Source organism: Micromonospora sp. NPDC048930, from assembly GCF_043197935.1.
GTDB lineage: Bacteria > Actinomycetota > Actinomycetes > Mycobacteriales > Micromonosporaceae > Micromonospora.
Genome location: NZ_JBICUB010000017.1, coordinates 62,098 through 85,752, shown reverse-complemented (window position 1 = coordinate 85,752; position 23,655 = coordinate 62,098). Strand labels below are relative to the sequence as shown.

At 67.3% G+C, this 23,655-nt stretch carries 21 protein-coding genes; 11 read left to right on the top strand and 10 right to left on the bottom strand.

Annotated elements, in window-relative coordinates; genetic code table 11:
* The first annotated feature begins 102 nt into the window (after nucleotides 1–102).
* Nucleotides 103–933: a hypothetical protein gene (locus tag ACGFI9_RS31390; protein WP_393183717.1), complete on the top strand. Its 831-nt coding sequence runs from the start codon at nucleotides 103–105 to the stop codon at nucleotides 931–933.
* 366 nt (nucleotides 934–1,299) lie between these two features.
* Here ACGFI9_RS31390 and ACGFI9_RS31385 read toward each other — a convergent pair whose 3' ends face one another.
* From ACGFI9_RS31385 to ACGFI9_RS31375, 3 genes are all read right to left on the bottom strand, one after another.
* On the bottom strand, nucleotides 1,300–1,683 hold the full coding sequence (locus ACGFI9_RS31385; RefSeq protein WP_393183715.1) for an Lsr2 family protein: 384 nt from the start codon (nucleotides 1,681–1,683) through the stop codon (nucleotides 1,300–1,302).
* Nucleotides 1,684–2,214: 531 nt separating this feature from the next.
* Nucleotides 2,215–3,036, bottom strand: coding sequence for an endonuclease domain-containing protein (locus tag ACGFI9_RS31380; protein WP_393183713.1), 822 nt, complete (start codon nucleotides 3,034–3,036; stop codon nucleotides 2,215–2,217).
* 147 nt (nucleotides 3,037–3,183) lie between these two features.
* Entirely contained in the window at nucleotides 3,184–3,840 is a 657-nt protein-coding gene (locus ACGFI9_RS31375) for a hypothetical protein (RefSeq protein ID WP_393183712.1), read from the bottom strand.
* A gap of 262 nt (nucleotides 3,841–4,102) precedes the next feature.
* Between ACGFI9_RS31375 and ACGFI9_RS31370 the strand changes: the two genes are divergently transcribed.
* A complete protein-coding gene (locus ACGFI9_RS31370; protein ID WP_393183711.1) occupies nucleotides 4,103–4,267 on the top strand; it encodes a hypothetical protein in 165 nt (54 codons plus the stop codon).
* Between the two features lie 18 nt (nucleotides 4,268–4,285).
* On the opposite strand, the gene ACGFI9_RS31365 is transcribed toward ACGFI9_RS31370, so the two are convergent.
* From ACGFI9_RS31365 to ACGFI9_RS31350, 4 genes are all read right to left on the bottom strand, one after another.
* On the bottom strand, nucleotides 4,286–4,651 hold the full coding sequence (locus ACGFI9_RS31365; protein WP_393183709.1) for a hypothetical protein: 366 nt from the start codon (nucleotides 4,649–4,651) through the stop codon (nucleotides 4,286–4,288).
* A 72-nt stretch (nucleotides 4,652–4,723) separates the two neighbouring features.
* Nucleotides 4,724–5,401, bottom strand: coding sequence for a hypothetical protein (locus tag ACGFI9_RS31360; protein WP_393183708.1), 678 nt, complete (start codon nucleotides 5,399–5,401; stop codon nucleotides 4,724–4,726).
* Between the two features lie 157 nt (nucleotides 5,402–5,558).
* Nucleotides 5,559–6,656 (bottom strand): hypothetical protein, encoded by a 1,098-nt coding sequence (locus ACGFI9_RS31355; RefSeq protein WP_393183707.1) that lies wholly within the window; start codon nucleotides 6,654–6,656, stop codon nucleotides 5,559–5,561.
* Between the two features lie 240 nt (nucleotides 6,657–6,896).
* Nucleotides 6,897–7,964, bottom strand: a complete 1,068-nt coding sequence (locus tag ACGFI9_RS31350; RefSeq protein ID WP_393183705.1) for an ATP-dependent DNA ligase — start codon at nucleotides 7,962–7,964, stop codon at nucleotides 6,897–6,899.
* A 548-nt stretch (nucleotides 7,965–8,512) separates the two neighbouring features.
* Between ACGFI9_RS31350 and ACGFI9_RS31345 the strand changes: the two genes are divergently transcribed.
* From ACGFI9_RS31345 to ACGFI9_RS31335, 3 genes are all read left to right on the top strand, one after another.
* Nucleotides 8,513–9,154, top strand: coding sequence for a hypothetical protein (locus ACGFI9_RS31345; protein WP_393183703.1), 642 nt, complete (start codon nucleotides 8,513–8,515; stop codon nucleotides 9,152–9,154).
* A 455-nt stretch (nucleotides 9,155–9,609) separates the two neighbouring features.
* Nucleotides 9,610–9,807 (top strand): hypothetical protein, encoded by a 198-nt coding sequence (locus ACGFI9_RS31340; protein WP_393183702.1) that lies wholly within the window; start codon nucleotides 9,610–9,612, stop codon nucleotides 9,805–9,807.
* Between the two features lie 75 nt (nucleotides 9,808–9,882).
* Entirely contained in the window at nucleotides 9,883–10,206 is a 324-nt protein-coding gene (locus ACGFI9_RS31335) for a hypothetical protein (RefSeq protein ID WP_393183700.1), read from the top strand.
* 169 nt (nucleotides 10,207–10,375) lie between these two features.
* Here the strand turns inward: ACGFI9_RS31335 and lexA are convergent, their stop codons facing one another.
* A complete protein-coding gene (lexA, locus tag ACGFI9_RS31330; protein ID WP_393183698.1) occupies nucleotides 10,376–11,047 on the bottom strand; it encodes a transcriptional repressor LexA in 672 nt (223 codons plus the stop codon).
* A gap of 25 nt (nucleotides 11,048–11,072) precedes the next feature.
* Between lexA and ACGFI9_RS31325 the strand changes: the two genes are divergently transcribed.
* From ACGFI9_RS31325 to ACGFI9_RS31310, 4 genes are all read left to right on the top strand, one after another.
* Nucleotides 11,073–11,363: an Imm1 family immunity protein gene (locus tag ACGFI9_RS31325; protein WP_393183696.1), complete on the top strand. Its 291-nt coding sequence runs from the start codon at nucleotides 11,073–11,075 to the stop codon at nucleotides 11,361–11,363.
* Nucleotides 11,364–11,606: 243 nt separating this feature from the next.
* Entirely contained in the window at nucleotides 11,607–13,175 is a 1,569-nt protein-coding gene (locus ACGFI9_RS31320) for an N-6 DNA methylase (protein ID WP_393183694.1), read from the top strand.
* A complete protein-coding gene (locus ACGFI9_RS31315) occupies nucleotides 13,168–14,391 on the top strand; it encodes a hypothetical protein (protein WP_393183692.1) in 1,224 nt (407 codons plus the stop codon). Before ACGFI9_RS31320 ends, ACGFI9_RS31315 begins: the two co-directional genes overlap by 8 nt.
* 3 nt (nucleotides 14,392–14,394) lie before the next feature.
* Nucleotides 14,395–17,502: a type I restriction endonuclease subunit R gene (locus ACGFI9_RS31310; protein WP_393183690.1), complete on the top strand. Its 3,108-nt coding sequence runs from the start codon at nucleotides 14,395–14,397 to the stop codon at nucleotides 17,500–17,502.
* A 181-nt stretch (nucleotides 17,503–17,683) separates the two neighbouring features.
* On the opposite strand, the gene ACGFI9_RS31305 is transcribed toward ACGFI9_RS31310, so the two are convergent.
* Both ACGFI9_RS31305 and ACGFI9_RS31300 read right to left on the bottom strand, forming a co-directional pair.
* Nucleotides 17,684–18,871, bottom strand: coding sequence for an ImmA/IrrE family metallo-endopeptidase (locus ACGFI9_RS31305; protein WP_393183688.1), 1,188 nt, complete (start codon nucleotides 18,869–18,871; stop codon nucleotides 17,684–17,686).
* Nucleotides 18,855–19,685, bottom strand: coding sequence for a hypothetical protein (locus ACGFI9_RS31300; protein ID WP_393183686.1), 831 nt, complete (start codon nucleotides 19,683–19,685; stop codon nucleotides 18,855–18,857). The genes ACGFI9_RS31305 and ACGFI9_RS31300 overlap by 17 nt, the downstream gene beginning before the upstream one ends.
* Nucleotides 19,686–20,032: 347 nt before the next feature.
* Here ACGFI9_RS31300 and ACGFI9_RS31295 point away from each other — a divergent pair, with 347 nt between their 5' ends.
* Both ACGFI9_RS31295 and ACGFI9_RS31290 read left to right on the top strand, forming a co-directional pair.
* Nucleotides 20,033–21,925, top strand: a complete 1,893-nt coding sequence (locus ACGFI9_RS31295; protein WP_393183684.1) for an ATP-dependent endonuclease — start codon at nucleotides 20,033–20,035, stop codon at nucleotides 21,923–21,925.
* Nucleotides 21,915–23,609, top strand: a complete 1,695-nt coding sequence (locus ACGFI9_RS31290) for a UvrD-helicase domain-containing protein (RefSeq protein ID WP_393183682.1) — start codon at nucleotides 21,915–21,917, stop codon at nucleotides 23,607–23,609. Before ACGFI9_RS31295 ends, ACGFI9_RS31290 begins: the two co-directional genes overlap by 11 nt.
* Nucleotides 23,610–23,655 lie beyond the last annotated feature (46 nt).

The window sequence follows — 23,655 nt, the reverse complement described above, 5'->3', positions numbered from 1 at the left end:
GAGCCGCCAATGGCATCCGCTGGCGCGCGGACCGGCGCCAGTGCGGCAGACTGAGTCGTGCCGCGCGGGTGCGGCGGCGGTCGGCGAAATGGGGCGCAGCGGATGACGCAGGATGACCTCGGTGCGGCGCTGCTGCGCCAGCACCCGCGAGGTGGGCAGTGGCAGCAGCTCGACGTCACGGTGGCCAATCTGACGTTCGAGCAGACGTCCCGCTTGGCCGAGGTCGCCGCGAGCAACGGCCTGCTGGAGGAAGCTCGTGGCAGGGTCATCGCGGGGTTGGCTGGGGAGGTGGCGGGGCGGCTCGCCTCGCGCTGGGTGCGGTGGATCGACACCTTCGGCCTGCCCATGTTCGATCCCGACGCCGGCCAGGCCGAGCAGTTGGCTTATCCATACCAGCCGGCGGCCACGCTGCAGCGGCAGATGTACCTCGACGCGGTCGTGCCGCTGTTCGACGCCGCGCTGGGCATCCTCGGCGCACCGACCAACCCGGCGGGGAACGACGACTGTGACATCCTCACCTCGGCGTGGCGGCAGGTATGCCTGCCGACTTCATACACCCCTGCCACCGCGTACGGCCCGCACACACAGGCCGCGTTGTCGGTGCTGGGCTTCGCCATCGGGATGCCCGCCGCCGCGCTGAAGCGCATGGTCGCGGCGCGCGCCGCCATCGATGAACAGAGATGGCAGACGGCCCGGGTGGAGGCGGGCACCGCGAGCATCGACAGCGACCGCCCCTACCGAAGCCGATGCCTGTACTGGGAAGCCGTAGCGGTTGCCGAACAGGCCGCCGGGGTGTCACCCACCGACCGGGAACTGGTCGACGCGCTATGGGCAGCTGCCGTCGTCCAGATCCTGCCGGGCATCAGCCGGGCCACCGCCAGGTTGCTCTGTATCCCGTACCGCGCCAGCGGCGCCGCCCTCCCCAGTCACTAGCAGCACGTCAGCATGTGCTGATGGAGGCAACAGCCGAACCGGTGGGCCCAGGACGAGTTCGGCAGCAGCCCGAGCCCAGACGACGTGTCCCGCTCCGCGCAGCGCGATCTAAGCCACGAGACAGACAGGTGGTTGTGGGAGGTGCGGGAACAGGAATTGGCCGTCGAGGCGCGCTTTGGCGTTAGCGGGTTGGATCGCCGCCCGGCCTCAGGCGGCCCGATCCCAGGCCGCGATTTCATCCGCCACACGGGTGGGTGAACCGTGAGCTCGCCCCCGCGCGGCCCGTGGCCGACGCCCCGATCTCGTGAGGACGCCCAGCGCCACCGCCGGCCGGCGCGGTCACGAGCCCAGCATCAGCCGCAGAGATTAGTGGCCGGCCGTCGCATGGAACTCATCTACAATTTCCTGCGGAATCCGACCCCGGTCGGAGACGTCCTTGCCGGCCTTCTTGGCCCAGGCTCGAATCGCCTTGTTCTGCTCCCTGTCGACAGTGCCGCCAGCCCCAGCACGGGCGCGCCGACCACCACCGCCTCCCACGCCACGGGTCGCCCGCCCTCCACTGAATACATCACCGCGGCCGACCTTCGTGCCGTTGGCGGTATACGGCGCGAATACCTCGCGCAATTTCCCGGCGTTGGCAGCCGACAAGTCAATCTCGTACTGAACACCGTCGAGAGCGAACCTGACAGTCTCGTCAGCGTCCCCACCGTCCAGGTCATCGATCAGCTTATGGATGATCTGCTTGGCCACAGCTTCGTTCCTTTCAATCCGGGTGCGCAAGGAAACTCCTAGCACAGTAACCCTGCCTTGCTCGCCGTGAAAGGGAGATGCGGTTGGCGGCATGGCGGCGACTACTCCGAGCGCAAACCGGGTTTGAGCTGCCTCGGAATTCCAAGACATGTAGTCGTCATCGGCGAGTGCGGGAACCGCCACATTAGGTACGCCCGACGGGTCACAACTTGTCGCTGCCGCCTACCGCGACTCGACTCGCGAGGTGGCCGGCAAACATCTCATAGACACACCGTGACTGCCCACGCTCGGTGGGTGTTCTCAGCGACTCTTCACCTCCAGAGCATCGGAAGCCGCAACGGCCGACGGGAGGCAGGAGATCCCGTCGCTCACCCACCGCCTCAGGCAACGGGCGGAGTCACCCGGAAAACCGAGCCGGGACAGCCGCCGGCACGGAGTTTGGTCGTTCGCCCCTGGCATGACCCGCGACCCCCGATGGCACATGCAGCACACCGTCAAGGCGTTCGTCGCACCGCTCGCCGTTGCCGGCCTTCAGTGACGTCGGCGCCCGCGGCCGTATCGTGGGTCGAAGCCGAGCTGCGCGATCCGCAGCTCGTCGAAGCTGGTGTGACGCACACGTTCCGGTTTCGGATAGGCAAGGTTCAGACCGGCTGCGGGCGGGTTGTTGAGGTAGTCCGCGAAGGCGCACCCTGAGGCGTGCACGCACAGGTCGACCTGGTTGTTGCAGGGCAGGCACAGCAGCCCCCGGACCCGGTTGTTGAGGTGGTCGTGATCAACAGATGTACCCGGGCGGCGACGGCACGTATGGCACAACGGCCCGAGCGCCTCGGCGAGGGCGGCGCGTAAACGCCCCAGCGGTGTGTCGGGCCCCTGGTAACTGGGCCACTCTGCCCTTATTGGGCAGCGCTGGCGGCCGCGTACCTGGACGGGGTCGATGTGCTCTCCGACGAGCTGCACCACCCACCCGACGATGCGTTCGTGCCGCGTCGCAGCCGCGGCCTCCGAAGCTCGCGCATGGTAGCCAGAGAGGCTTACCCACCAGTGATACCGCAGCTCATGACGGTAGCCCATGGCCGCGTCGCGGCGGCGTCGTGTGCCGCCGCAGACGGGCACGTTCTCACGACACAAGTGGTAGCGGCCGTCAGTGCCGAGCGCGGCGGTGAAAGCCGGCACTGTTTCCACGGCGCGATTCGCCGGCAGGCACAGCCTGGACGACCGTTCTTGGACCAGGTCATCAACGCCTTCGTAGTCGAGCCCCCCGTACGTGCCCTCATAAGCGAAATGCCACAGCAGCGCGTCACGCCGATGCTCCGGCAAGTCAGCAAGCCGTGTGACGCGTTCTGCCTGCGACATCTGATCGGGTCCCACTCCTCCGCTGAGCGGTGAACTGTGAAGCAGTCCCCAAGCAGCAAGTCGAAGGCTCTGTCTTGGTGTCTGGGCTGCTCTGCGCGGTCTGGCTAGCAGGGGCCAAACCGAGGTCGGTGAGCGGGCGGCCGTTGTTTACCGCTCGTTTCCGGGCTGCTCGTGGGCCCCAGCGAGCCAGCCGCCGACGACGGCGAGGTCGGCCTTCAGGGTCATGATCAGGGAGCATGGAGTGCCTGCGGGTGAGTGCGGCTCGGAGCAGGGGCACTGCCACCGGCCGCGGTCTAGCGCCTCGATCGCGCGGATCAGGACGGTGCGCGAGTACACCAAAGTTCTGCCGCCGATGGTGACGGGCTGGTCGCCGCTGGTGTTGGTTCTGAGCTGTGCGCCGATGCCGACGATCGCGTCGGCGGCATCGGTGAGCACCCCGGCGGCGTCAGCGGTCGCCTGTCCGATCTGCTCAGTGGCCAGCTTGCACGCCATGCCGAGCGCGGCGAGCACGCGTCCCGCGTCCGGCACGGTGAGGGTCATCGGTTCGGCTTCGGTCATCATCTCGCGGAGGGTAGCGGCGTGCTCGCCGAGGACCTCCGCCATCACCGCGATGACGTGCGGGGTGATGTAGGTCTGCAGCGCGGTCCGCTCGGTGACGCCGAGCTGGTGGGCGACGGCGATGATCCGCTCCGCGAGGAGGTCCGCGGCTTCGGCCGGCACCAAGACAACGCCTTGCCGGCGGGCAGCCTGCTCAAGCTGGGCGAGCCGCTCCTTGAACAACTTGGTGTTGTGGAGGTTGGCCATTTGGATATCTCCTGCCTCGCCGTCTCCGGCCGCCGGGCCTGCGACGGCCCGATTTCACCGGCACCCTAGTGGCGCCGTTCGGGCGGGCCAAGCCGAGGCCCTGACGCGAACTTGGTTCGTAGTACTGCGACTGGCGAACCCGCCTGCCCGTCAGTGTCGGGTCGACGTGTCGCGAGGTTCGGCTGCTGGCGAGTGTCTAGACTCGGCGGTCGTACATCTGTACTGGTCGGGAGGATCCGTGCGTTCCGTTGAGCCTGTGAGCGTGGGGTGGGTCTTCCGCCCGGAGCGTGCCGACAACGTCGAGGAGCACGTCGGTAAGCAGGTTCGCTCGGTCGGCAACGCGGTCGACGAGGGCGGCCGGATTGAGGTGGTTCTGAGCGACGGGACACGCGTACGGGCGTACCGCCACGAGGTCGTTCCCGGGTAGTGCCGCTACAAGCTGTTGCTACCGCTCCTGGTCGGCTGACCGCTGACCTGGGAGGGCGCTGGTCCAGACGTATACCCAGGGCGGGCCGCCGCCGGCGATTGACTCCAACTCGTACACGCCGTTCATGTCCGCATCGAGCAACTCGCCGCCGTACTCGATCCACAGCCAGGTCTGATCGATTCGTTCAGGGGGCGCGCCGTTCTCATCGATCGGCACCAGGAGGGAGCGTCCGTCCACCGGCCCTCCGACGCACGGTACGTCGGTCTTCGCCCACATGTTCCGATCATCGGCCGAGACTTGGCGCCGCCGGGCGTGTTCCACCGACGCGAGCGCGACCCACCGATTTGCTCCGGTGGGTTCGCCGTGCTCGTGCTGCTGGTCCACGCGTCCGGTCGCGGCCGAACGGCGGCCCGACTGATCGGGGCGGCCGGTGCCGCCCCGATCAGGCCGGGTGGCTCAGCGCAGCGCCCACCGGGTTGAGGGACTGTTGTGGGCCAGGACGAGCGGACGCAGCACTGGTGAGCGGCCGTTGCGGCTGGACCGGCCGGTCCAGAGCGGCGACAACCGCCACATCGAATGCGCCGTCTGATCGTCGACCGGGACGGCGTCGCGGTGGGTGTAGCCGTGCTGCCGGAACAGGTCGAGGTCGGCGTCGGTGAAGGCCTCCGCGTAGGTGGGCAGGCTGAGGGTGTCCATCCATTGCTGCGCTCCGGCGAGGACGGCCGCGGCCCGGCCCGACTCGGCCGGCCCGGGCGCGGCGAGCAGCGCCAGGTGGTTGTGCGGCTCGGTGGGCCACCGCGCGGCGAGGGCCCGGCCGAGCTGGAGGAAACGCTCCTGGTGGGCGCCGGACGCGGCAGCGAGCCGGTCCGTGCAGCGCGCTGGGGGCGGGATGGGCCGGTAGCGGTGGAACCAGACGGTCGCGGCCGTGCCGTCCGGGAGCAGGAACGCGTCGCCGAAGAGCAGCGCGTGTTCGATCCAGATCCGCGCCACGGCGGCGAGAACGGCGGGCCGCTGCTGCTCGTCGGGGACGAGCCAGGCGCCGAGGGCGGTGGGGGAGAGGGCGTCGGCGGCGAGATCGGCGATCCGGCCGATGTCGCACCACCGAGCCCGGACGACGGGCATGGTCACACTCATGAATAACTCCTGGTCACCATCGTGATCGAGAAAAGTCGGGGAAGGCGCCGGCGTCGTCGCGGGACCGACGCGGGCGGCGCGGGCCACCAGGGGCCGTCAGGCATGCAGGTGCGCAAGGCCGCCGGTGTCACGCGGGCGGCACGCAACGGCCCGCCGGTCAGGCGGGCCGGGTGCCCGGTCGGGGCGAGCGGGACGGGAGAGCGACGCGACTGCTCGGGTGGCAGCGGCGCCCGGCCAGGCTGGGCGGCGTCCACATGGAGGCGGTGGCGTCAGCCGGGCCTGCGTGGATGGAGCCGGACGAGGCGGATCCGCTGGTGCCGGGAGCGGGCGTGGCTGGCGGGGAGTCCGCGTCAGGCCGGGGCGGGTATGGCCCATTCGGCCCAGCGAGGCGCGGCAGGGACGAAAGCTGCGTCGTGGTGTGCCAGTCCGTCGGGATGCTGGTGGGGGTGGGCCGGGCAACGGTTCGGCCTGGTTCGTCGACCGGTCCCGTGTTCGGGTCGGTGCAGCAGCCAGGGCCGGCCTGCGGCGCCGCCGGTGGCGCTGGCGCGGGTGGTGGCGTGGCGGGCGGGCCGGCGGGCGGGTCGAGGAGGTCCGTCACCGGGTCGAGGGTGTCGAGCGCGGGGTCCAGCGGCTCGAGCACTGGTTCCAGCCCTCGCCAGACGGGGGACAGGATCGGGGCGAGCGGCTGGATCACCGGGCTGAGGACGTTAGCCACTGGGGTGACTAGGCCGGCCCGCACCGGGTCGGTGACCGGGCGCAGCGTGTCGGCCACCGGGGTGAGCAGCCCGGACCGGACCGGCTCCGTGACTGGACGCAGAACATCACCCACCGGTGCCAGCACCTGACCGCCAGCCGGCCGGGTGGCCGGTCGGCCCGCGCCAGCAGCTGGCTTCGGTGTGCCGGCCTGGGCGGGTGCCGGCGGTGGGGTGACCTGGTTCGCCGGCGGGGCCGCAGGCTGGGCTGGCGGACGGTTCGGCGCTGGACGAGGGTCGGCTCCGCTCGGCGCGGTGCCGGGGGTCGTCTCGTCGATGGGCGCGTCCGGGGCAGGCGGCGGTGCTGTCGGGTCGAGGATCGGGCTGAGGAGGCCGGTGAGAAGGTCGACGGCGGAATCCACCGGCGCGGCCGGCGGACGGTCGGCGGCGTAGGCGACCCCGGTGGTGGCGGCCTCGTGGGCGCCCCACGCCACGACGACGCCGCCGAGCAGGAGTCCAAGGCGCAGCGCGACCCGCGTCCACCGCCCGCCCCGTCGACTCATCCCCGCGCTCCTCCGACGCTCGGCCATCGCCGACGATCAACGTCCGCACTCTACCGAACGAAGCCAGACGATCACAGTCCGGCAAGGGGTAAAGTTCCGGCGCGTCGCGTCCTGGACAGACGCGCGCTTCGGCGGCTGCCCAACACCGGAGCCAGGGGCGCGAGCACCTAACGGCGCATCGTCGACTGGCCACGGCGTCGTCGCACGGGGTCGGTCATTGCCCACGGGAAACAGCATTGCTCACCCCAGGTCGCCGAAGTAGCCCTCCTCCTCACCGAGCAGCAGCGGCACGTCATAGACCGACAGGTCCGATCGAGCCCGCGCGTACCGCACCCGGTGGCGCCAGCGTCCGTGTTCGAAAGCCACGTCGGCGTCGATCTCCGCCACCACCGTCGGGTCCACCTGCACGTACGACAGCGGCTCGGGCCGGTTCAACTGGCCCGACCAAGACGGGGGCAGCGGCTCCGGCCAAGGGTGGGCGACGGTGCCGCGCCGTGGCATCCGCGGCGGCGACAGCAGCTCGGCCAGCGCCGCACGCTGGTCGCTGGTCAGCGGGTGGGACCGGCCGGTGTAGCGCAGCCGTCCCCTACGGTCGAACCGACCCAGCAACACCGTCTCCGGGTTGCTGATGCTGCCGGTCACCCCACCGATGATGGCCTCGGTAACGATCCGTGTTCGAAACTTCGACCAGCCACGCCGGCCAGGCTCATACCGGCCGGCCAGGCGCTTGCTGACCACGCCCTCGATGCCCGCCGCGACGGTCCAGTGCAGCAGCCAGTCCGCCACCTGCCGCATGTCCGCCGTCTGCGGCGTCACGGTGAGCTGCGCCGGCGCGTCGGCCAGCAACCTCTCCAGCCGGCCCCGCCGCTGCGCCAGCGGCAGATCGATGATCACCCGACCGCTGGCGTCCGCGAGCAGGTCGAACAGCACGTAGTGGGCGGGGAACTCGTGTGCCAGGCGCAGCAGGTCACGGCCGGCTGTGACCCGGCGCTGAAGCTGCGCGAAGTTGGTTCGGCCGCGCTCGAACACGATCAGCTCACCGTCGAGCACCACCCCTGGCGGGACGGCCGCCCGGATCGCCCGACTAACGTCGGGGAAGTAGGTCGTCAGGTTCCGGCCGGCCCGCGACTGCAGGTACACCCCGCCGGTCTCGCGGAAGGCGACGCAACGCCACCCATCCCACTTCGGCTCATGCACCAGGCCCGGGCCCTCGGGCACCACGTCGACCGGCGCCGCATGCATCGGCGCGACGGGCCGCCGCAGCCCCGGTTGCGCCCCGGCGCTCGTCCACCGCTGGGCGGGAGTCACCTCCAGTCCCCATCACGCCGGCCGCCAGTGCCGCTCATCTTCCGCCCCCCAGGTCATCGTGGGAGGAAGGTGGGCCGCCTCGGGCGGAGATCCGCGACAACGAATGGGCCACTGCCGGTCGTAACATGCTTGGCGCCGGCCAGGCAGGGAGGACGCATCATCCCGCGACGTGACGTTCCGTCTCGGGCCCGTCCCCGGTTCGCGCTTCCTTCCTGCTGGTGGCACGAGTTGTCCGGTCCACGCGAAGTTGGCCGCTACCCATGGGGTCGACCTGGGGGTGGCCCGGTTGGCCCGGACGCGCGTTCCGACAGCTGTCCGGCCAACCTGGCGAATCCCGTCGGGCCGTCGTTCTTGCGCTCGGTGTCGCAACGTGTGGACCTGCTTGCTGGCCTGTTGACCGACAGCCGGATGTCAGTGGTTGGCGACAGGCTACGTCAGCGTCGCCGGGGAAGTGCATGCGGCTACTCGTGCCGGCTGTGCCGACGCGCTCGACTTGCTGACCTGTCGCAGGGCTGCGGTGACACCGCGCGCTGCGGCATCATCCGGCGATGACCGCGCTGAAGTACACCACCGCCGTGACGATCAACCTGGTTACCGTCGCCACCCTGCAACGAGGGCTAGACCTGCTGGGGCTGCGCTGGCGACCAGCGCCCACGGACGCGATTCCTGATGACGAACGGGGTCTGTACGGCTGGGTCATCGGCCGCGGCGCAGACAGTGGGACCGGACTGCTGAATCGGGCCGTGGCCTACGTCGGTGTGGGTATGGGCGACGGTGGCCTGTTACGTCGGCTGCGCGACGAGCGATCATGGGTCGGGCAGGACGCCACGCACGGGCATGGCCGGGCCATGTTCCTGCTACAGGGGGAGGCGGTTGGCGGCGCCTGCATCCAGGACCCCGGGGCCGACCTGAGCTGGCTGGACGGCACGATCACGGCCGACGGGTATCGCAAGCTGGTGGACTGGTTGACCGCGGATCCGCTGTCGCCAGCCGAGAAGGCCGAACGGTTGTGCGTGCGGATGGCCTTGCATATCGGAGACATCGCTCCCCCGGTGAACAGCCAGTACGCGGGAGTGTGGAACAGCAACGATGCCTGGGACTGGGGAGGTTGGGCGGTAGCCGCCCGGCTGCGAGCCGAGAGTGCTCCCTCGGACCCGGCCGCGCCGCGAACCGTCATGCCTGCCGGCTGACAGTTGTAGGCCGCCGCGCACTGACGTCAGCTGTCACCGGCCATTGACATTCGGCTGTCGCTCAACATGGCCAACTTCGCGCGGACATTGGCCAGGTGCTGGCCAACTTCAGCCGGATGTGGCCACCTTCCGCCGACCGGACACGAGTGCTAGCAGATCCGATCATGATCAGGGAGTTGTCCACAGGCGCCGAAGTTATCCACAGCGGGTGGCCTGTGCGGTGACGAGCGACGGGCGCGGTGGCGAAGCTGAACATGCCGGCGAGGTCACCGCTCGGCTGCTGGCCACGGCCACGCGCAGGTGGAGCAGCCTCAGCCGCAGGCCACCGGCAAGCCGGTCCCCGCAGCGACGCGTCCAGTTGCGGGGGACCGGCCGCCAGCGCACAGCGCCGCCCGCTCGGGCGACAGGGTCTCGCGCGCCGGGTCCCGCATTCATCGCGCGCGTACCGTCGGAGGGTGGACGTGCTGCTGCGCGGCGGGCCAGGCGACGGGCAGGTGGTGCCCGGCGGCGGGGAGACCGTCGTGTGGCAGGCCTGCCTGTACGAGATCACCCGCGAGTACAGCCACCGGCACGGCCACGACCTGCGGGTCTACCGGCACCGGCCTGACTGCTGCGAGCCGTACGGGCGAGGCGCCGAAGATCGCTGCGAGTGACCGCCCTGCCGCCACGAAGCAGCCTTGTCCGCCACCCAACCCCGCCGGTTATTCGTACACGCGTACGATCTCGGTGTGGAAGAGGTCGTCCGGAGGTGGTGGAACGGGAGCTGGGGACGCCTGACCCGCCGCGACGTGTGGCTCGTCCGCCAGACGCGTTGGAAGGTGATAGCCCGCGCCGGGGACACCGAGACGGGGAGAGTGCTGCGGTGGGAGTACGAGACGGAGCAGGAAGCCGCGCTCATGATCGACCGTCTTCTGCGCGCCGGCACCGGCGGGCAGTGGCGTGAACAAGAAGCCGGCGCGGTACCCCGGGATGGCAGCGACGACACGAGCCGCGCGCCGGCCCGTCCGAGGAGGCAGAACAAGGAGCGAAAATGCAGCCAGAGCGGTGAGTAGCCCGCAGGGCCTGCGACAGCGCGGAGGAACCCACTTCTCCACCACCTGCCCGCCCGGCGCCGCTCACCTACCCTGCCGACTCGCAGGGTGATGCCGCCAGCATCACCCCGTTTAGGTCTGCCAGCAGGTGGCGGAGGCGCGGCGGCGGAATTCCAGGGTTGGCTTACGCTTACGGACGGTGCAGTACGCAGACGACCTTGCCGAGGATCGTCGCTTCGTCGCCGGGGATTACCGGGTAGCGGGGGTTGCGGGGGACGAGTTCGACGTGGCCGTCGCGGGTTCGGTACTGCTTGACGGTGGCCTCACCGTCGATCATGGCGGCGACGATGTCGCCGTTGTCGGCCACCGCCTGCTGGCGCACCACGATGACATCCCCGTGGGCGATGCCCGCCTCGACCATCGAGTCACCGCGCACCCGTAGTGCGAACAGCGTGCCCCGGCCGACCAGCTCGGTGGGTAGGGACAGGACCTCCTCGACGTGTTCCTCGGCGAGGATCGGCGTGCCGGCGGCGACGGCTCCCAGCAGTGGGACAAGCGTCCCACGCTCGATGTCTGGTGCGGTTGGCGGGTCACCGCCAGCCGGTGGGCGGGCGTCGACCGCTCGCGGGCCGCCCGGGGCGCGGCGCAGCAGGCCGTGCCTTTCGAGGGTCTTCAGGTGGTGAGCCACCGACGAGGGGGAGCCAAGGCCGACCGCCGCGCCGATCTCCCGCACCGTCGGCGGGTAGCCATCTCGCTTGACCCACCTACGGATCACCGCGAGGATCTGCCGCTGCCGGTCCGTCAACGAGGGCGGATCTGGCGGCGACGGGCGCCGCTTCGACGAGCAGATCAAGACGATCATGCCGCACGGGGCCTGCGGACAGACCATGACGAACGGACCTGCCGACCAGCCCACCCTGCGCATCGACATCGACATCGACGTCGAGGCCGACCGGGCGGCGGTGCGCTGGCTGCCCGACGGCAGCTACGCCGTCGACCTCGACCCCGACGCGCCGATCACCGTCTACGAGTCGCCGGACACCGGCCTACTGGACATTCCCGCCGACCTCGCACGCGTGAACACCGCAACAGCCCGCGAGGTGATCCTGGAGTACGTCGCTACAGGCCGATGCCCCGCGAGGGTGTCCTGGAAGCACGAGGAGCAGCACGCCTCGTAGGCCACAGCTGCTCGAGCCGCAGCGAATCGACGGCCGACCAGCACATTGATCATCTGAGAAGCCGCCCGATCCCGTCGGCATTGGCGAGCCAGTAGAAGACCCATAAAATGCGCCGCGTGTGCGTGCTCACCGGGCAGGACACGCCCGGCGTGTACATGCCGGGCACGACGGAAATAGGGTGACCGGCAGGAATACTGCGGCCTTCGGGTCGCCACCCTTTGACGAGCAAGGACACCCCGACTGATGGCAGTGACCCAGCAGGAGATCGAGAACCGGTTGTGGGACGCCGCCGACGAGCTGCGCGTGGCGATGCCCGAAGCGCAATACTCCTCGGTCGTCTTCCCGCTGATGTTCTGGAAGTACCTGTCGGATACCTGGGAGCACCGCCACCAGGAGTTCCTGGCCGATAATGACGGCCTGGGCGGCCTCTCCGCCGAGGAAGCCCACGAGATCGAGTACCGCGACTATCAATCGTTCGAGATCCCGTTCATCCATCCCGGCACCGTCCAGCAGCGTCGTGCCTCCTGGTCGTCCATCCTCGCCACCATCACCCAGCCCGGCCTCGGCCAGCGGGTCCGCGCCTCCCTGCAAGCCATCGAGACCGCCAACCCTGACAAGTTCTCCCGCCTGTTCGGGGCCATGACCTGGACCTCCGAAGAGGTGCTGCCGGGGGAAGTGTTGGCGGCGGTCATGCAGGCGATGGACCGTACCCCGAAGATGCACGAGGGCAACATGTCCCACGACGTGCTCGGTGGGGCGTACGAGTATCTGCTGAAGCGATTTTCCGACGGGTCCGGCACCCGCGCCGGCCAGTTTTTCACCCCGCGTGAGGTCGTCGAGCTAATCGTCGAGGTCCTAGCCCCCAAGAGCTTCGAGTCGGTGTACGACCCGGCCTGCGGGTCGGGCGGCATGCTCATCGCCTCCGCGAATCTCCTGAAGGCTCGCGGTGGGCGTGGCTACACGCTCCGCCTGTACGGGCAGGAGGCCGTAGCGGACACCGCGGGTGTGGCGCGCATGAACCTCTTCATGCACAACCTCACCCAGTTCCAGGTCGAGGTCGGCGACACCCTGAAGGACCCGCGCTTCAAGAAGCCGGACGGGTCGCTCGCGCAGTTCGATGTGATCGTCGCCAACCCGCCCTACAGCCTGAAGTGGAAGCCCTGGACCAAGGACCCTCGCGCCATCGGCGGCGTCGCTCCGCAGTCGTCGGCGGACTGGGCGTTCGTGCAGCACATGATCGCCAGCATGGACTCGAGGAAGGGGCGCGCTGGGGTGGTCCTGCCTAACGGCGTCCTCTTCCGCAGCGGCCAAGAGGGTTCGATCCGTCAGCGCGTCCTTAACGATGACCTGCTTGAAGCCGTGATCGGGCTGCCGCCGAACCTTTTCTACAACACGACGATCCCGACCTGCATCCTCGTCTTCCGCGCCCCCGACACCAAGATCGACGAGCGCAAGAATGGGGTGCTGTTCATCGACGCTTCCAAGCGGTTCATCAAGGCCAAGAACCGCAACGTCCTCACCGATGCTGATATCTCTGACACAGCGACCGCCTACCACGCGGGCATCGACCCCGACGGCAACACTGTGGCCCTAGCGGGTGGACTGGCCGCCCGGTTCGTATCCATGACGGAGATCGCGGCGAACGGCTATGACCTCAACATCAGTCGTTACATCAAGCGGGCCACGGCCGAGCAGGCGGACCTGCCCACCCTGATCGAGGCTTACAACCTCGCCCGAGCCGAACGCCAGAAGACCGAGCAGCACATGCTCGCCGTCCTTGCGGACGCTGGGATTAAGGGATTCGATGAGTGACCCGACGAATAATGACCCGGCAGCTGACAGGCAGGAGGAGTGGGTTCGGGCACCTCTCTCGCGGTTCCTCACAGCGAATGTGGAGATCGTCGATGTGGACCCGGATCGGATCTATCCGACCGTAGGCGTCCTGAACAGGGGGAGAGGCCTTCTCTACCGCGATCCCATCGCAGGAAGCTCTACGGCCTACAAGAAACTCAACCGGATCGGCCCCGGCGTGCTCGTCTACAGCCGACTCAAGGCATTCGAAGGCGCGATCACGGTAACCCCCAACAACCTGCCGGAATCGTTCGCGTCTCAAGAGTTCCCTACCTTCACCTTCGTGTCTGACGCGGACCCCGACTTTTTCCGCATCCTCACCACGACGCAGAACATGTGGGACGCGCTCCAAGGTGTGTCGAAGGGGATGGGCGGCAGGCGCGAGCGGGTGAAGCCCGCGGACTTCCTCAGCATCGTCATGGACATCCCGCCGTTGCCTGTGCAGGAGCGGATAGTCGAGGTCGTCAGCGTCGTAGACGAACAGGTCGCGGCTCTCGAGGTTGAGGCGGACAGCCTCCTTCGAGTCCGTAACGCTGCTCTGGGAGACCTACTCTCCCGTGGCGGTGAAGGATGGTCATCTGCTCCGTTGTCGAAAGCTGGAACGCTCGCCCGCGGCCGCCGGTTCGTGAAGAGCGACTACGTGAAGTCCGGCCTGGGATGCATCCACTACGGCCAGATCTACACGGACTATGGGGCGTGGGCTACACGGACCGTGACCTACCTGCCCGAGAGCTTCCGCGGCTCGATGCGCCTGGCACAACCGGGCGATGTGGTAATCGCCGGGACGAGCGAGAACGTCGCGGACGTCTGCAAGGCCGTTGCTTGGTTGGGTGATGATGATGTGGCGGTGCACGACGACTGCTTCATCTTCCGCCATAATCTTGACCCGAAGTTCGTCTCATACTTCTTTGCCTCGCCCCTGTTTCAGCACCAGAAGCGTCGATTCACGAGCGAGACCAAGGTGGTTCGCGTCTCCGCCGCCAACCTCAATAAGATCGTTATGCCCGTGCCGCCTCGTGATGAGCAGGAGCGCATCTCAGGAGTGGCTGGCGCGATGGACGCGCAGGTCGCCGCCCTCCGTGCTGAGGCGGAACGTCTCCGTCAGGCGCGGGTGGCATTGCTCTCGTGTCTGCTGGACCGCACCATTGACATCCGGTCCGCCAAGCTGGAGGTCTGAGCCGTGCCGAAGGGCATTCGAGAGCGCGAGTTCCAGAACCTGATGATCCAGTGGTCCCTCCCGATGGGCTGGCGTTTCACAGCGGGCAGGTCGCTGTCGCGTGAGACGACGCAGACGGTGGTCGCTGGCCAGCTGCGGGACGCAATCGTCCGGTTGAACCCCGGGGTGATCGACGGGTTTGACGTGGACGCGGTGGTCGAGGAGATCGTCGCCACGGTCAACGCTGTTGAAGGCGGGCTGGTGCGGGCCAACGAGCAGGTGCTACGCCTACTGTGTGGGCGAAAGGAGTTCCGGGACGCCGACGGCGTTTGGCACGCCCTGAAGGTCATCGACTTCCAGCACCCAGCTGCCAACACGCTGGTCGTGTCGGACGAGGTGGCCATCACCGTCCCCGGCAAGACCTCCCGCCGGTTCGACCTCGTGTACTGGGTCAACGGGCTGCCGCTAGTCGTGGTCGAGGTGAAGTCCCCGACCGCGAAGTCCGGGTGGGTCGACGCCGCCCGCGAGATCAACGACGTGTACGCCACCGAGTACCCGTGGTTCTTCACCCCCAACGTCTTCGCCGTCGCCTCCGACGGGCTGAAGCTGCGGTTTGGTGCCCCCGGTGCGCCCACGAACCTGTGGCAGCCGTTCCGATCCACCGCCGACGACGAGAACCTGTCCGGGCAGGCCGACGTGCAACGCTCCGTCGAACTGCTGATGAACCCGGCGACGATTCTGGACATGCTCGCCAACTTCGCCCTGTTCGACACCTCCGGGGGTGGGGTGGACAAGAAGTACCTGCCCCGCTACCCGCAGATGGAAGCCGCGCACCTGATCCACAAGCGGGTGCTGGCCGGCGGATCGAAGGGCCTGATCTGGCACCACCAGGGGTCCGGGAAGACGCTGCTGATGGTGTTCGCCGCCTCACTGCTGCTGGCCGACATCCGCACCGAGTCACCCACGATCATCCTGCTCTCGGACCGAACGCAACTCGTCCGGCAGACCTCCGGGGTGTTCACCTCCGCGATGGGCCACGCATATTTCCACCAGCCCGCCACCAGCCAGGAGTTGCGTTCCCTGCTGGCCGACGACGTACGCGGCGTCATCTCCACGACCATCCATAAGTTCGCTGACGCCGGCAAGAACCTGTCGACCCGCAGGAACATCATCGTGATGGTCGACGAGGCTCACCGCACCCAGTCCGCCATCCGGGACGGGGGGAGACTGGTCGTCAAACCGAACTCCCTGGCCGGGCAGATGCGCGCAGCATTGCCCCACGCGAAGTTTTTCGGCATGACCGGCACCCCCGTCAGGAATCTCGCCACCGACACTTTCGCCCTCTTCGGCGAGGAGACCGACCCAGGCAGGGTGCTGCATCGCTACTCGGTGTCCCGGTCTCTGCGGGACGAGGCGACCGTCCCCGTCATGCTGGACCCACACCCGGTCTCCTTCGAAATGAACGACCAGGAGTTGCAGGCCGAGTTCGACCAGTTCGCCGACGACTTCGACCTCGACGACCCGGACCGTGAGGCGCTGTCCCGCAAGTTTGGGCGCCTCACCTCGGTGTTCGCCAACCCCGACCGCATCCACACGGTCTGCCAGGACATCGTGGACCACTACCTGGCCGGCGCCTACCGCAACGGCCTCAAAGCCCAGGTCGTTGCCTACAACCGCGAACTGGCCGTGGCGTACACGGACAAGATCAACGAGCTGCTGGCCGGCTTCGAGGCTTCACAGGTGCTCGCCGAAGTCGGTAAGCACACCAGGATCACCGCCGAGGTGAACATCTCCGTCTCGGACTCCAAGGACGAAGACCGTGCCATGCGGCCGTATCAGCTCTCGGAGGCCGAAGAGGAGGAGCAGAAGCGACGGTTCCTCACCCCGGACGACCCGCTGTGCTTCCTCGTGGTCACCGCGAAACTGATGACCGGGTTCGATGCCCCCAACGAGGGCGTTCTCTACCTGGACAAGCCGATGAAGGCCCACACCCTGTTTCAGGCGATCACCCGCCCGAACCGCACCTGGGTCTCCCCAACCGGATTCGTGAAGACCTCCGGCGTGGTCGTGGACTACATCGGCCTGGCCGAAGAGGTCCAGCGGGCCGTCGTCGACCCCACCACCGACGGGGCAGGCAAGAAGGGCGGCGGGTTCGTCACCGACCCGTCCGAGTTGGTCGCCGAGTTCCGCACTACCTTCGCCCGCATCGAAGACCAGCTCGCGGTCGTTGACGACCTGGACCTTACGGTCCACGGATACGAGTCCGTGCGAGCCATCAATATCTTCCTGGACGCCAACCCCGGTGCCGCCGAGGTGTTCTCCAAGGACTACCGACTCCTGGCCCGCCTGTACCCACTCATCAACACCGACAAGCGGATCGCCAAGTACCAGGACGGCTTCGGACTATTCGGGTCCGTGTACACGACCCTGTTCAAGAAGTCCTCCGACGAGGAGAGAAAGGAACGGCTGGCCGAGCTGGGACCGATGGTCCTGGAGATCATCAACGCCCACGTCCACTCCTTCACCGTCGTCGCCTCCCAGGAAGAGCCTCTTGTCCTGGACGCCCAGGGCATAGCCATCCTCAAAGAGCTGATGGCCCTCGTCCGCCCCAAGCCCGACAAGGACGACGGCGAGGCCAAGAAGCCGCCGTCCGCAGCGGAGATCCTGGACCACATCAAGGCCGCCCTCGAAAAGGGCGTCGAACCGGGGTCCGCGAAGTACACCGCCCTCGCGGAACGGATCAGGCTCCTGCGCGACCGGATCATCCAGAACGCCCAGGACGCCCTGGAGTTCCTGTCCGAAGCACTCCGGATCGCCCGCGCCATCGTGAACGCCGAGAAGCACCCCGACGAAGCCGTCGTCGTGCTGGACGACGACCACGTCGGCGTCCTGTCGCGGATCATCCACGACCACGCACCGTCCGGCCTCACTGTTACCGAGAGGAACCTGGCCGAGGAGATCGACCAGGTCGTCACCCGAACCCTCGCCCAATCATGGGACAACGCAGACGCTCGCAACCGAGGCGTCCGCCGCGCCACCGCCGCAGTCTTCCGGCGGTACATGTTGAAGCCGGTGGGAGAGCCGTATGACTCCACCGTCGCCTACATCGAAGCCCACTACCTCGTTGATTGACGAATGTACGGAGCCTCACGGTGCCCCGGGGTAGCCCACTGGCGGACATGCTCTACTGCGGTTGCCGCAGCGGCGGCTTGCACCGGCCCGCTAGCGACGGGCAGGGCGCGCAGAGCCTTAACGACTTCGGCGAGGTTTTCTTGGCCAGGAAGTGGTGAGGAGGCTGGCGGCGTAGGACCCTCTATGGGACCAGCCGCAGCACGGGCCGTTGATGCGTCAGGCCTAGCAGTTCCCGCACCCGCGGTACGGCCCAGCCCAGTTCGTGCGCGAGCGTGGGCACCGTCAGGCCGGTCTCTGTGGCTGCGAGCTCGAACGCCTGCCGCAGCATCACCGGTTGTTCACCGGGATACCGGCTTACCGATTCGGCGACGAATCCCGGCTGGTGGCGCAGCCCGGCTAGCCTCCGCCAGGCCCGCCCGGCTGCCTGGTCCGACAGCAGGCCTACTTCGCGGCACCGGTACAGCAACGAGTCCACCGACACGCCCCATACCTGCTGCAGCTCAACCAGCCGGCTCAGATCGACCCGGGCGGGCAAATCGGGAAGGACGCTATCGCGCGGCGTCAGAAATTCCGCAGCGAACGCGTCGGCTTCCCGCTCGTGCTGTGTGTCTCCGGGCGCGGTGTCGCCGTGCAGGACCAGGTGCCCAAGCTCATGCGCTGCGGTGAATCGGTACCGGTACACATCGTCGGTGCGATTCGCGGTTAGCACCATGATCGGCCGCAGGTACGCGATGGAAAACGCGTCGACCTCCCGGTCGGCGTGGTTGGCCGGTGGTGCGTCAACCACGATGCCACGCGCCTCCAGGTGCCGCACCAGGTGTGGGATCGGGCCGGTTCCTAGCCGCCAGTACACCCGCAGCGCACGGGCTGCCTCGACCGGTGAGCGAGGCAGCTCCACCCCAGAATGCACCTCACCGCCGGCGAACCCGGGCAGGTCGACCGGTGGCAGTTGCACCCGCTTCTCCAGCGCCAGCGTCAGCTCCCACACCTGCTTGACGTGAGCGATCGCCCTGTCCCGCTGCCATGCCCGCGCCGAGCGGAGGCTGCGGAAGTGCGCTCCGGACGCGTCCAGCCGGGCGTGCGGCCGGCCGGAGACGAAGAACGTGATCGGCACCCGTAACTCCTCGGCCAGCCGCGGGATCAGGTCCGGCCGCGGCTTGGTCACCCCCGACTCGTACTGTCCGACCGCAGCTGCGGTGACCCCGACGGCTGCGGCAACGTCCTTCTTGGTTTTGCCTGCCAGGTGCCGCGCCTGTGTCAGCCGCGCCGCGTCAAATGCCCGCGCAACCGCACCCGGGGTGGGCGCCGTGTCCATCGGATCCGCTTCGGCACCAGGCAGCAGCGACAGCTGGTTACCGGTTCTGCTCATCGGCCTTCGGCGTCTCTGGAGCCCGCTCCGTTACCGGCGGGAACTTGTCGCTGTTCTCACGCTCGACCGGCGCCCTAGCCGTCAGCGGCACCGCTGGCATGACGCCGTCATCGAACCGCGGACCGGCGGCGACCCCACCGACCAGACCGGTGAGGCGCGGCGCAGGGATCGATCCGTGGGCGACGGCCGCCCCCGAGATCGGCGAGGCGAGCGGCAGTTGCTCGTACCGACCGCGCAGCCACCGGACGTGTCCCCGATTGCCCAGCTCGCCCTCACCCAGCCAGGCGTTGAGAATCCCGGCGCGGTCGTTGCTGGCGTAGGCAAGCAGCACCAAGCGGGTGCCCTCAGGCAGTGTGGTCAGGACCGGGGAGCGTTCCGGCGTCTCGGAGCCGTCACCAGGCTGGTCGAACAACGACGGCTGCTCCGGCTCCGGCCCGTAACACGCGAACAACTCGGAGATCAGCCCACTGACCTTCCGATCGGTCACCCTGGCACGCTGGATCGGGACGTTGTCACCCTTCGCGTACCGGAAGGGATAGATCAAATTGCCGTCCAGCACCACCAGCTCATGCGGCGAGCCCTTTGGCTTGATGACCTGGGCACCGTCCAGATCCTTCAGCGCCTCCACGATGCACTCATACCGACGCGACGCCTGGGCAGCGCCGAAGGTGAACAGCTTCTTGCTCTTGGCAACCTTGTGCGCGTCCTGCGCATCGGCCAAGGCCCGATGCAACGCGTCCACCAAGGCCGAGAGCACGTGCGCCGCCCGCTCACCGAACCGCTCACGCGCCCACGGGCTGACCGAACGCTTCACCGCCCACTCCCTCGCGCAGCTTGACTGGGGAGCATCAGAGTAACACGGGCGCTTTAGTTGATCTCAAAAATCGGCCTGCAGGCGTGCTTGACAGGCGAACGCACTTATTGATTGGCGGCTGCAGTACTACTCGGTTTAGTCCCCAGCGCGCGTGTGTCTGACGTAGACGTCCCGCAGCTCGGCCGACCCGTCCGCAATTGCGGCAGCCTAGCTGCATGTCCGGCTTTGTCAGCATGTCGTCCTACTCGGAGGCTTTCCGCTAATGCGGCACGATTACGGGCATCGCGCTGGCCCCGGGGCTTGACCCATACTGGCCGGACCGCGTGGTCGACCCTCAAGGAGCGCAGGTGAAGGTAAGCCGCATTACGTTTCAAAACTTCCGCGGCGCGAAGAGTGGCACGGTGCTACTCGATGGCCACTCCTTGCTCGTGGGCGGCAACAGTGTCGGCAAGTCGACGATCTGCGACGCCCTCGATCTCGTGTTGGGCCCGGAGCGGATGGCCCGCCGACCGGTGATCGATGAGTATGACTTCTTCGCTGGCCAATATCTGCTGGCCGACGGGACGACCCCAGAAATCAGGATCGAGGTGATTTTGACGGATCTCTCCGAAGAGGCGACTCGCCGTTTTCGCAGTCACCTGCGTGTCTGGTCTGCGACCTCGCGGGAACTACTGAACGTCGTGGTGCCTCCCGCACCCACGCCGGGCGGGGCTCAGGACCTCGTCGCTGCGTTGCGGCCATCCGAGCCGGGGCCGGAGGAGGGTGCTTGGTGTCTACCGGTGGTGTTCATCGGTCGTTTCGATCCGGACGAGGACGACTTCGCCGCGGGTACGTTCTTCGCCTACCCGGAGGTTGTTGTCGATAGCTTCGCCGACTTTGAGGGTGACCTCGGACAGGGCCTCAAGCCCTTCAAGCGCGAGGACAAGCGAATGTGCGGTTTTATCTACTTACGCGCCAATCGCACGGGAAGCCGAGCCCTCAGCTTCCAACGGGGGTCGCTGATCGATACGATCGTGCGGCTTGAGGCGCAGGGCGCCGACGCGTCGCTGTGGGAGCGGGCGCTTCGCGATGTGGACCAGGTGGTGGTCACCGGGGATGGCTCGGGCTTCGCGAAGATCCGTACCGAGGTCCGCAAGCTCGTCAGCCAGTTCATCAACCTCAGCGACCATCCAGCGGCTGTGGACGTGCACGTATCCGATCTCACCCGTGAACATCTGCGCGAAGTCCTGCGGCTGTTCGTGTCGACCCAGCCGGGCACCTACCCGGTTCCGTTCAACCGGCTGAGCACCGGATCGCTGAACCTTCTGGTGTTCGCGCTACTCACCTACATCGCGCAACTGACCGAGGACCAGTCGGTTATCTTCGCGATGGAGGAGCCGGAGATCGCGCTCCCGCCACATGCCCAGCGCAGGCTGGTCCGGTTCACGCTCGACCAGATGGACCAGGTGATCGTTACATCGCACTCGCCCTACGTCATAGAGATGTTCGATCCTGACCACGTGGTGACCGTGGCCCGCGACGACGCCGGGACGCTAACCAGCTGGCCGGTTACCCTCCCAGCCGATTACAAGATCAAAAAGTATTGGACCAACCAGCGTCAGTTCGCCGAGGCGGTCCTGGCACGCGCGGTCTGTGTCGTCGAAGGAGCCACCGAGCTCGCCACCCTGCGGGTCGCCGCCGACATCCTTGAGCAGGACCCGACGTCGGACTATCAGCACCTCGACCTGACGGGCATCTCGCTGTTCGACGCCGGCGGGGACACGTCGGTGCCGCTGTATGCGCCGGTCTTCGCAGCGATGGGCAAGCCTGTGTTCGGTATTCATGACACGCCGACCAGCCCGTTGACCGCCGAACAGACCTCGAAGACCGCCGACTTCACCATCTACCGGGTGATCGGCTATGCGGGCATCGAAGAGCTGTTGACCAACGAGATTCCGGTCGAGATTCAACGCCGGTTCTGTACTGCCGTCAGCACCAGAAGTGACTATCCGCAGGAGTGTGGCATCCTGGATGCCAGCGCAGGCGAGGAAGCCGTCAGAGACCACACCCGTCACGTGCTGAAAAAGCGCAAGGGATCGTTCGATGGCTACGCGCCTCTACTCGTTGGAGAATGCCGCACCCAGGCGGATCTTCCGGCGACGGTCGTCGAGTTCCTTATGGAGATGAACCAGGTGTTGGCTGAGAAGACGGCCACCGAAACGGCGACCGATGGTGCAAACGAAGCCGCCGATGAATCTTGATCAGCCCCGACTCGACATCCTCGCGGCATCGGGTCACTTGCTTATCATCGGAGGCCCTGGCTGCGGCAAGACGACCATCGCCTTACTAAAAGCACGCGAGGTTGCTCCCGCCCTCAAGCCGGAACAGTCCGTGCTGTTCCTCAGTTTCTCGCGAGCGGCGGTACGGCAGATCACCGACCGGATGGCAGGGGTGCTCAACCGGCAGACTCGACGGCGGTTGGAGGTTCGCACGTTCCACGCCTTCTTCATGGACATCGTGCGCAGCCACGGCTGGTTGCAAACCGGCAAGCCTTCGTCCTTCATCACCCCTGACCAAGAGCAGCAGATGCAGGCGGCGTTCGAGGGCGACTGGGCTGCCGAAACCCGCCGGCTGGCCGCCGACGGCAAGTACGTGTTCGACCTGCTGGCCTGCACAGCAGCCGACCTCTTCGAGCGCTACCCTATCCTCGCCGCTCTCTACGGCGACGCATACCCGGTCGTAATCGTGGATGAGTTCCAGGACACCAACGACGACCAGTGGCGAGCGATCCGTGCGCTGAGCGCGACGTCGACGATTCTCTGCCTCGCAGACCCCGATCAGCGCATCTACGACCACCTGCCTGGCGTCAACGAGGAGCGCATCCAACACGCCATCGATACCCTGCAGCCGAAGTCATTCGACCTGTCCAAGGACAATCACCGCAGCCCCGGGCAGGGCCTGCTCGCATACGCGAACGCGGTGCTGCGGAATGACCCCAGCATCCCGGTGCCGGACAACCTTACCTACGCCACATACAACTACCGAAAAGTGGAGGTACTGGCTCATCAGTACCTGATCGCGCTGCGCCAGCATCTGCGTAAGGAACTGGGCAGAGAGCCCACCATCGCGGTTCTGGCCCCGACCAATTCGCTCGTCGGTCGACTGTCGGAGGCAGCGGCGACAGACATCGAGATCGACGGGACCCCCTACCCGGCTGTGGACCACGAACTCAACCTCGACCAGGACCTGGCGTCCGCGTCCGCCTACGTGGTCGCGTCGATTATGGAATGGCCCGGCGTCGACCCAGACGAGGCACTCACCGCGACGGTGGAACTCATCTGCAACTTCTACCGTGTGAAGTCCACCAAGACGCCCGGAGCGAAAGCGAAGGTCGCAGTTCTTGAGCGCGCGCTAGCGGACATCGCTGCCGGAGCGAAGGTCCGATCAGGAACCGTCAAGGCGGTCGCCGCCGCCTGCTCCAACGGAATCCAGTTCACCGGTAGTCCAGTGCAGGACTGGCAACTCGCTCGCGCCCGATTGAGCGGGTCCAACGAGCTGAAAGAAATCTTCGGCAAGGCCCGCCTCATCCGGTTACTGAAAGCAACCGATGCGATCGCTTGGGCGCTCACTGACGCGTGGAACGGCACCACGTACCTAGACGCGGCAGCGGTTGTGCGTCGAGTTTTGGCGAACCGGATGATCGAGGCAATTCCCTCCGAGGAGGCCGCGACCACGACCTTCATGAACATGTACAAATCAAAAGGTAAGGAGTTCGATGGCGTCGTCATCGCTGAGACCAGGTTCGGTAATGACCAGCTCATCGATCACACGAGTAAAGAGGACGACATTCAGTCTCGCCGGCGGCTCCTTCGAGTCGCGATCACCCGGGCACGCCACCACGTGGTGATCATTCGCCACGCCTCGCAACCACCCCTGATCGGCTGACCTGCCAGCCCTGGCGTCCACAGGGCCTGCTTGTCGCACCCCCTGG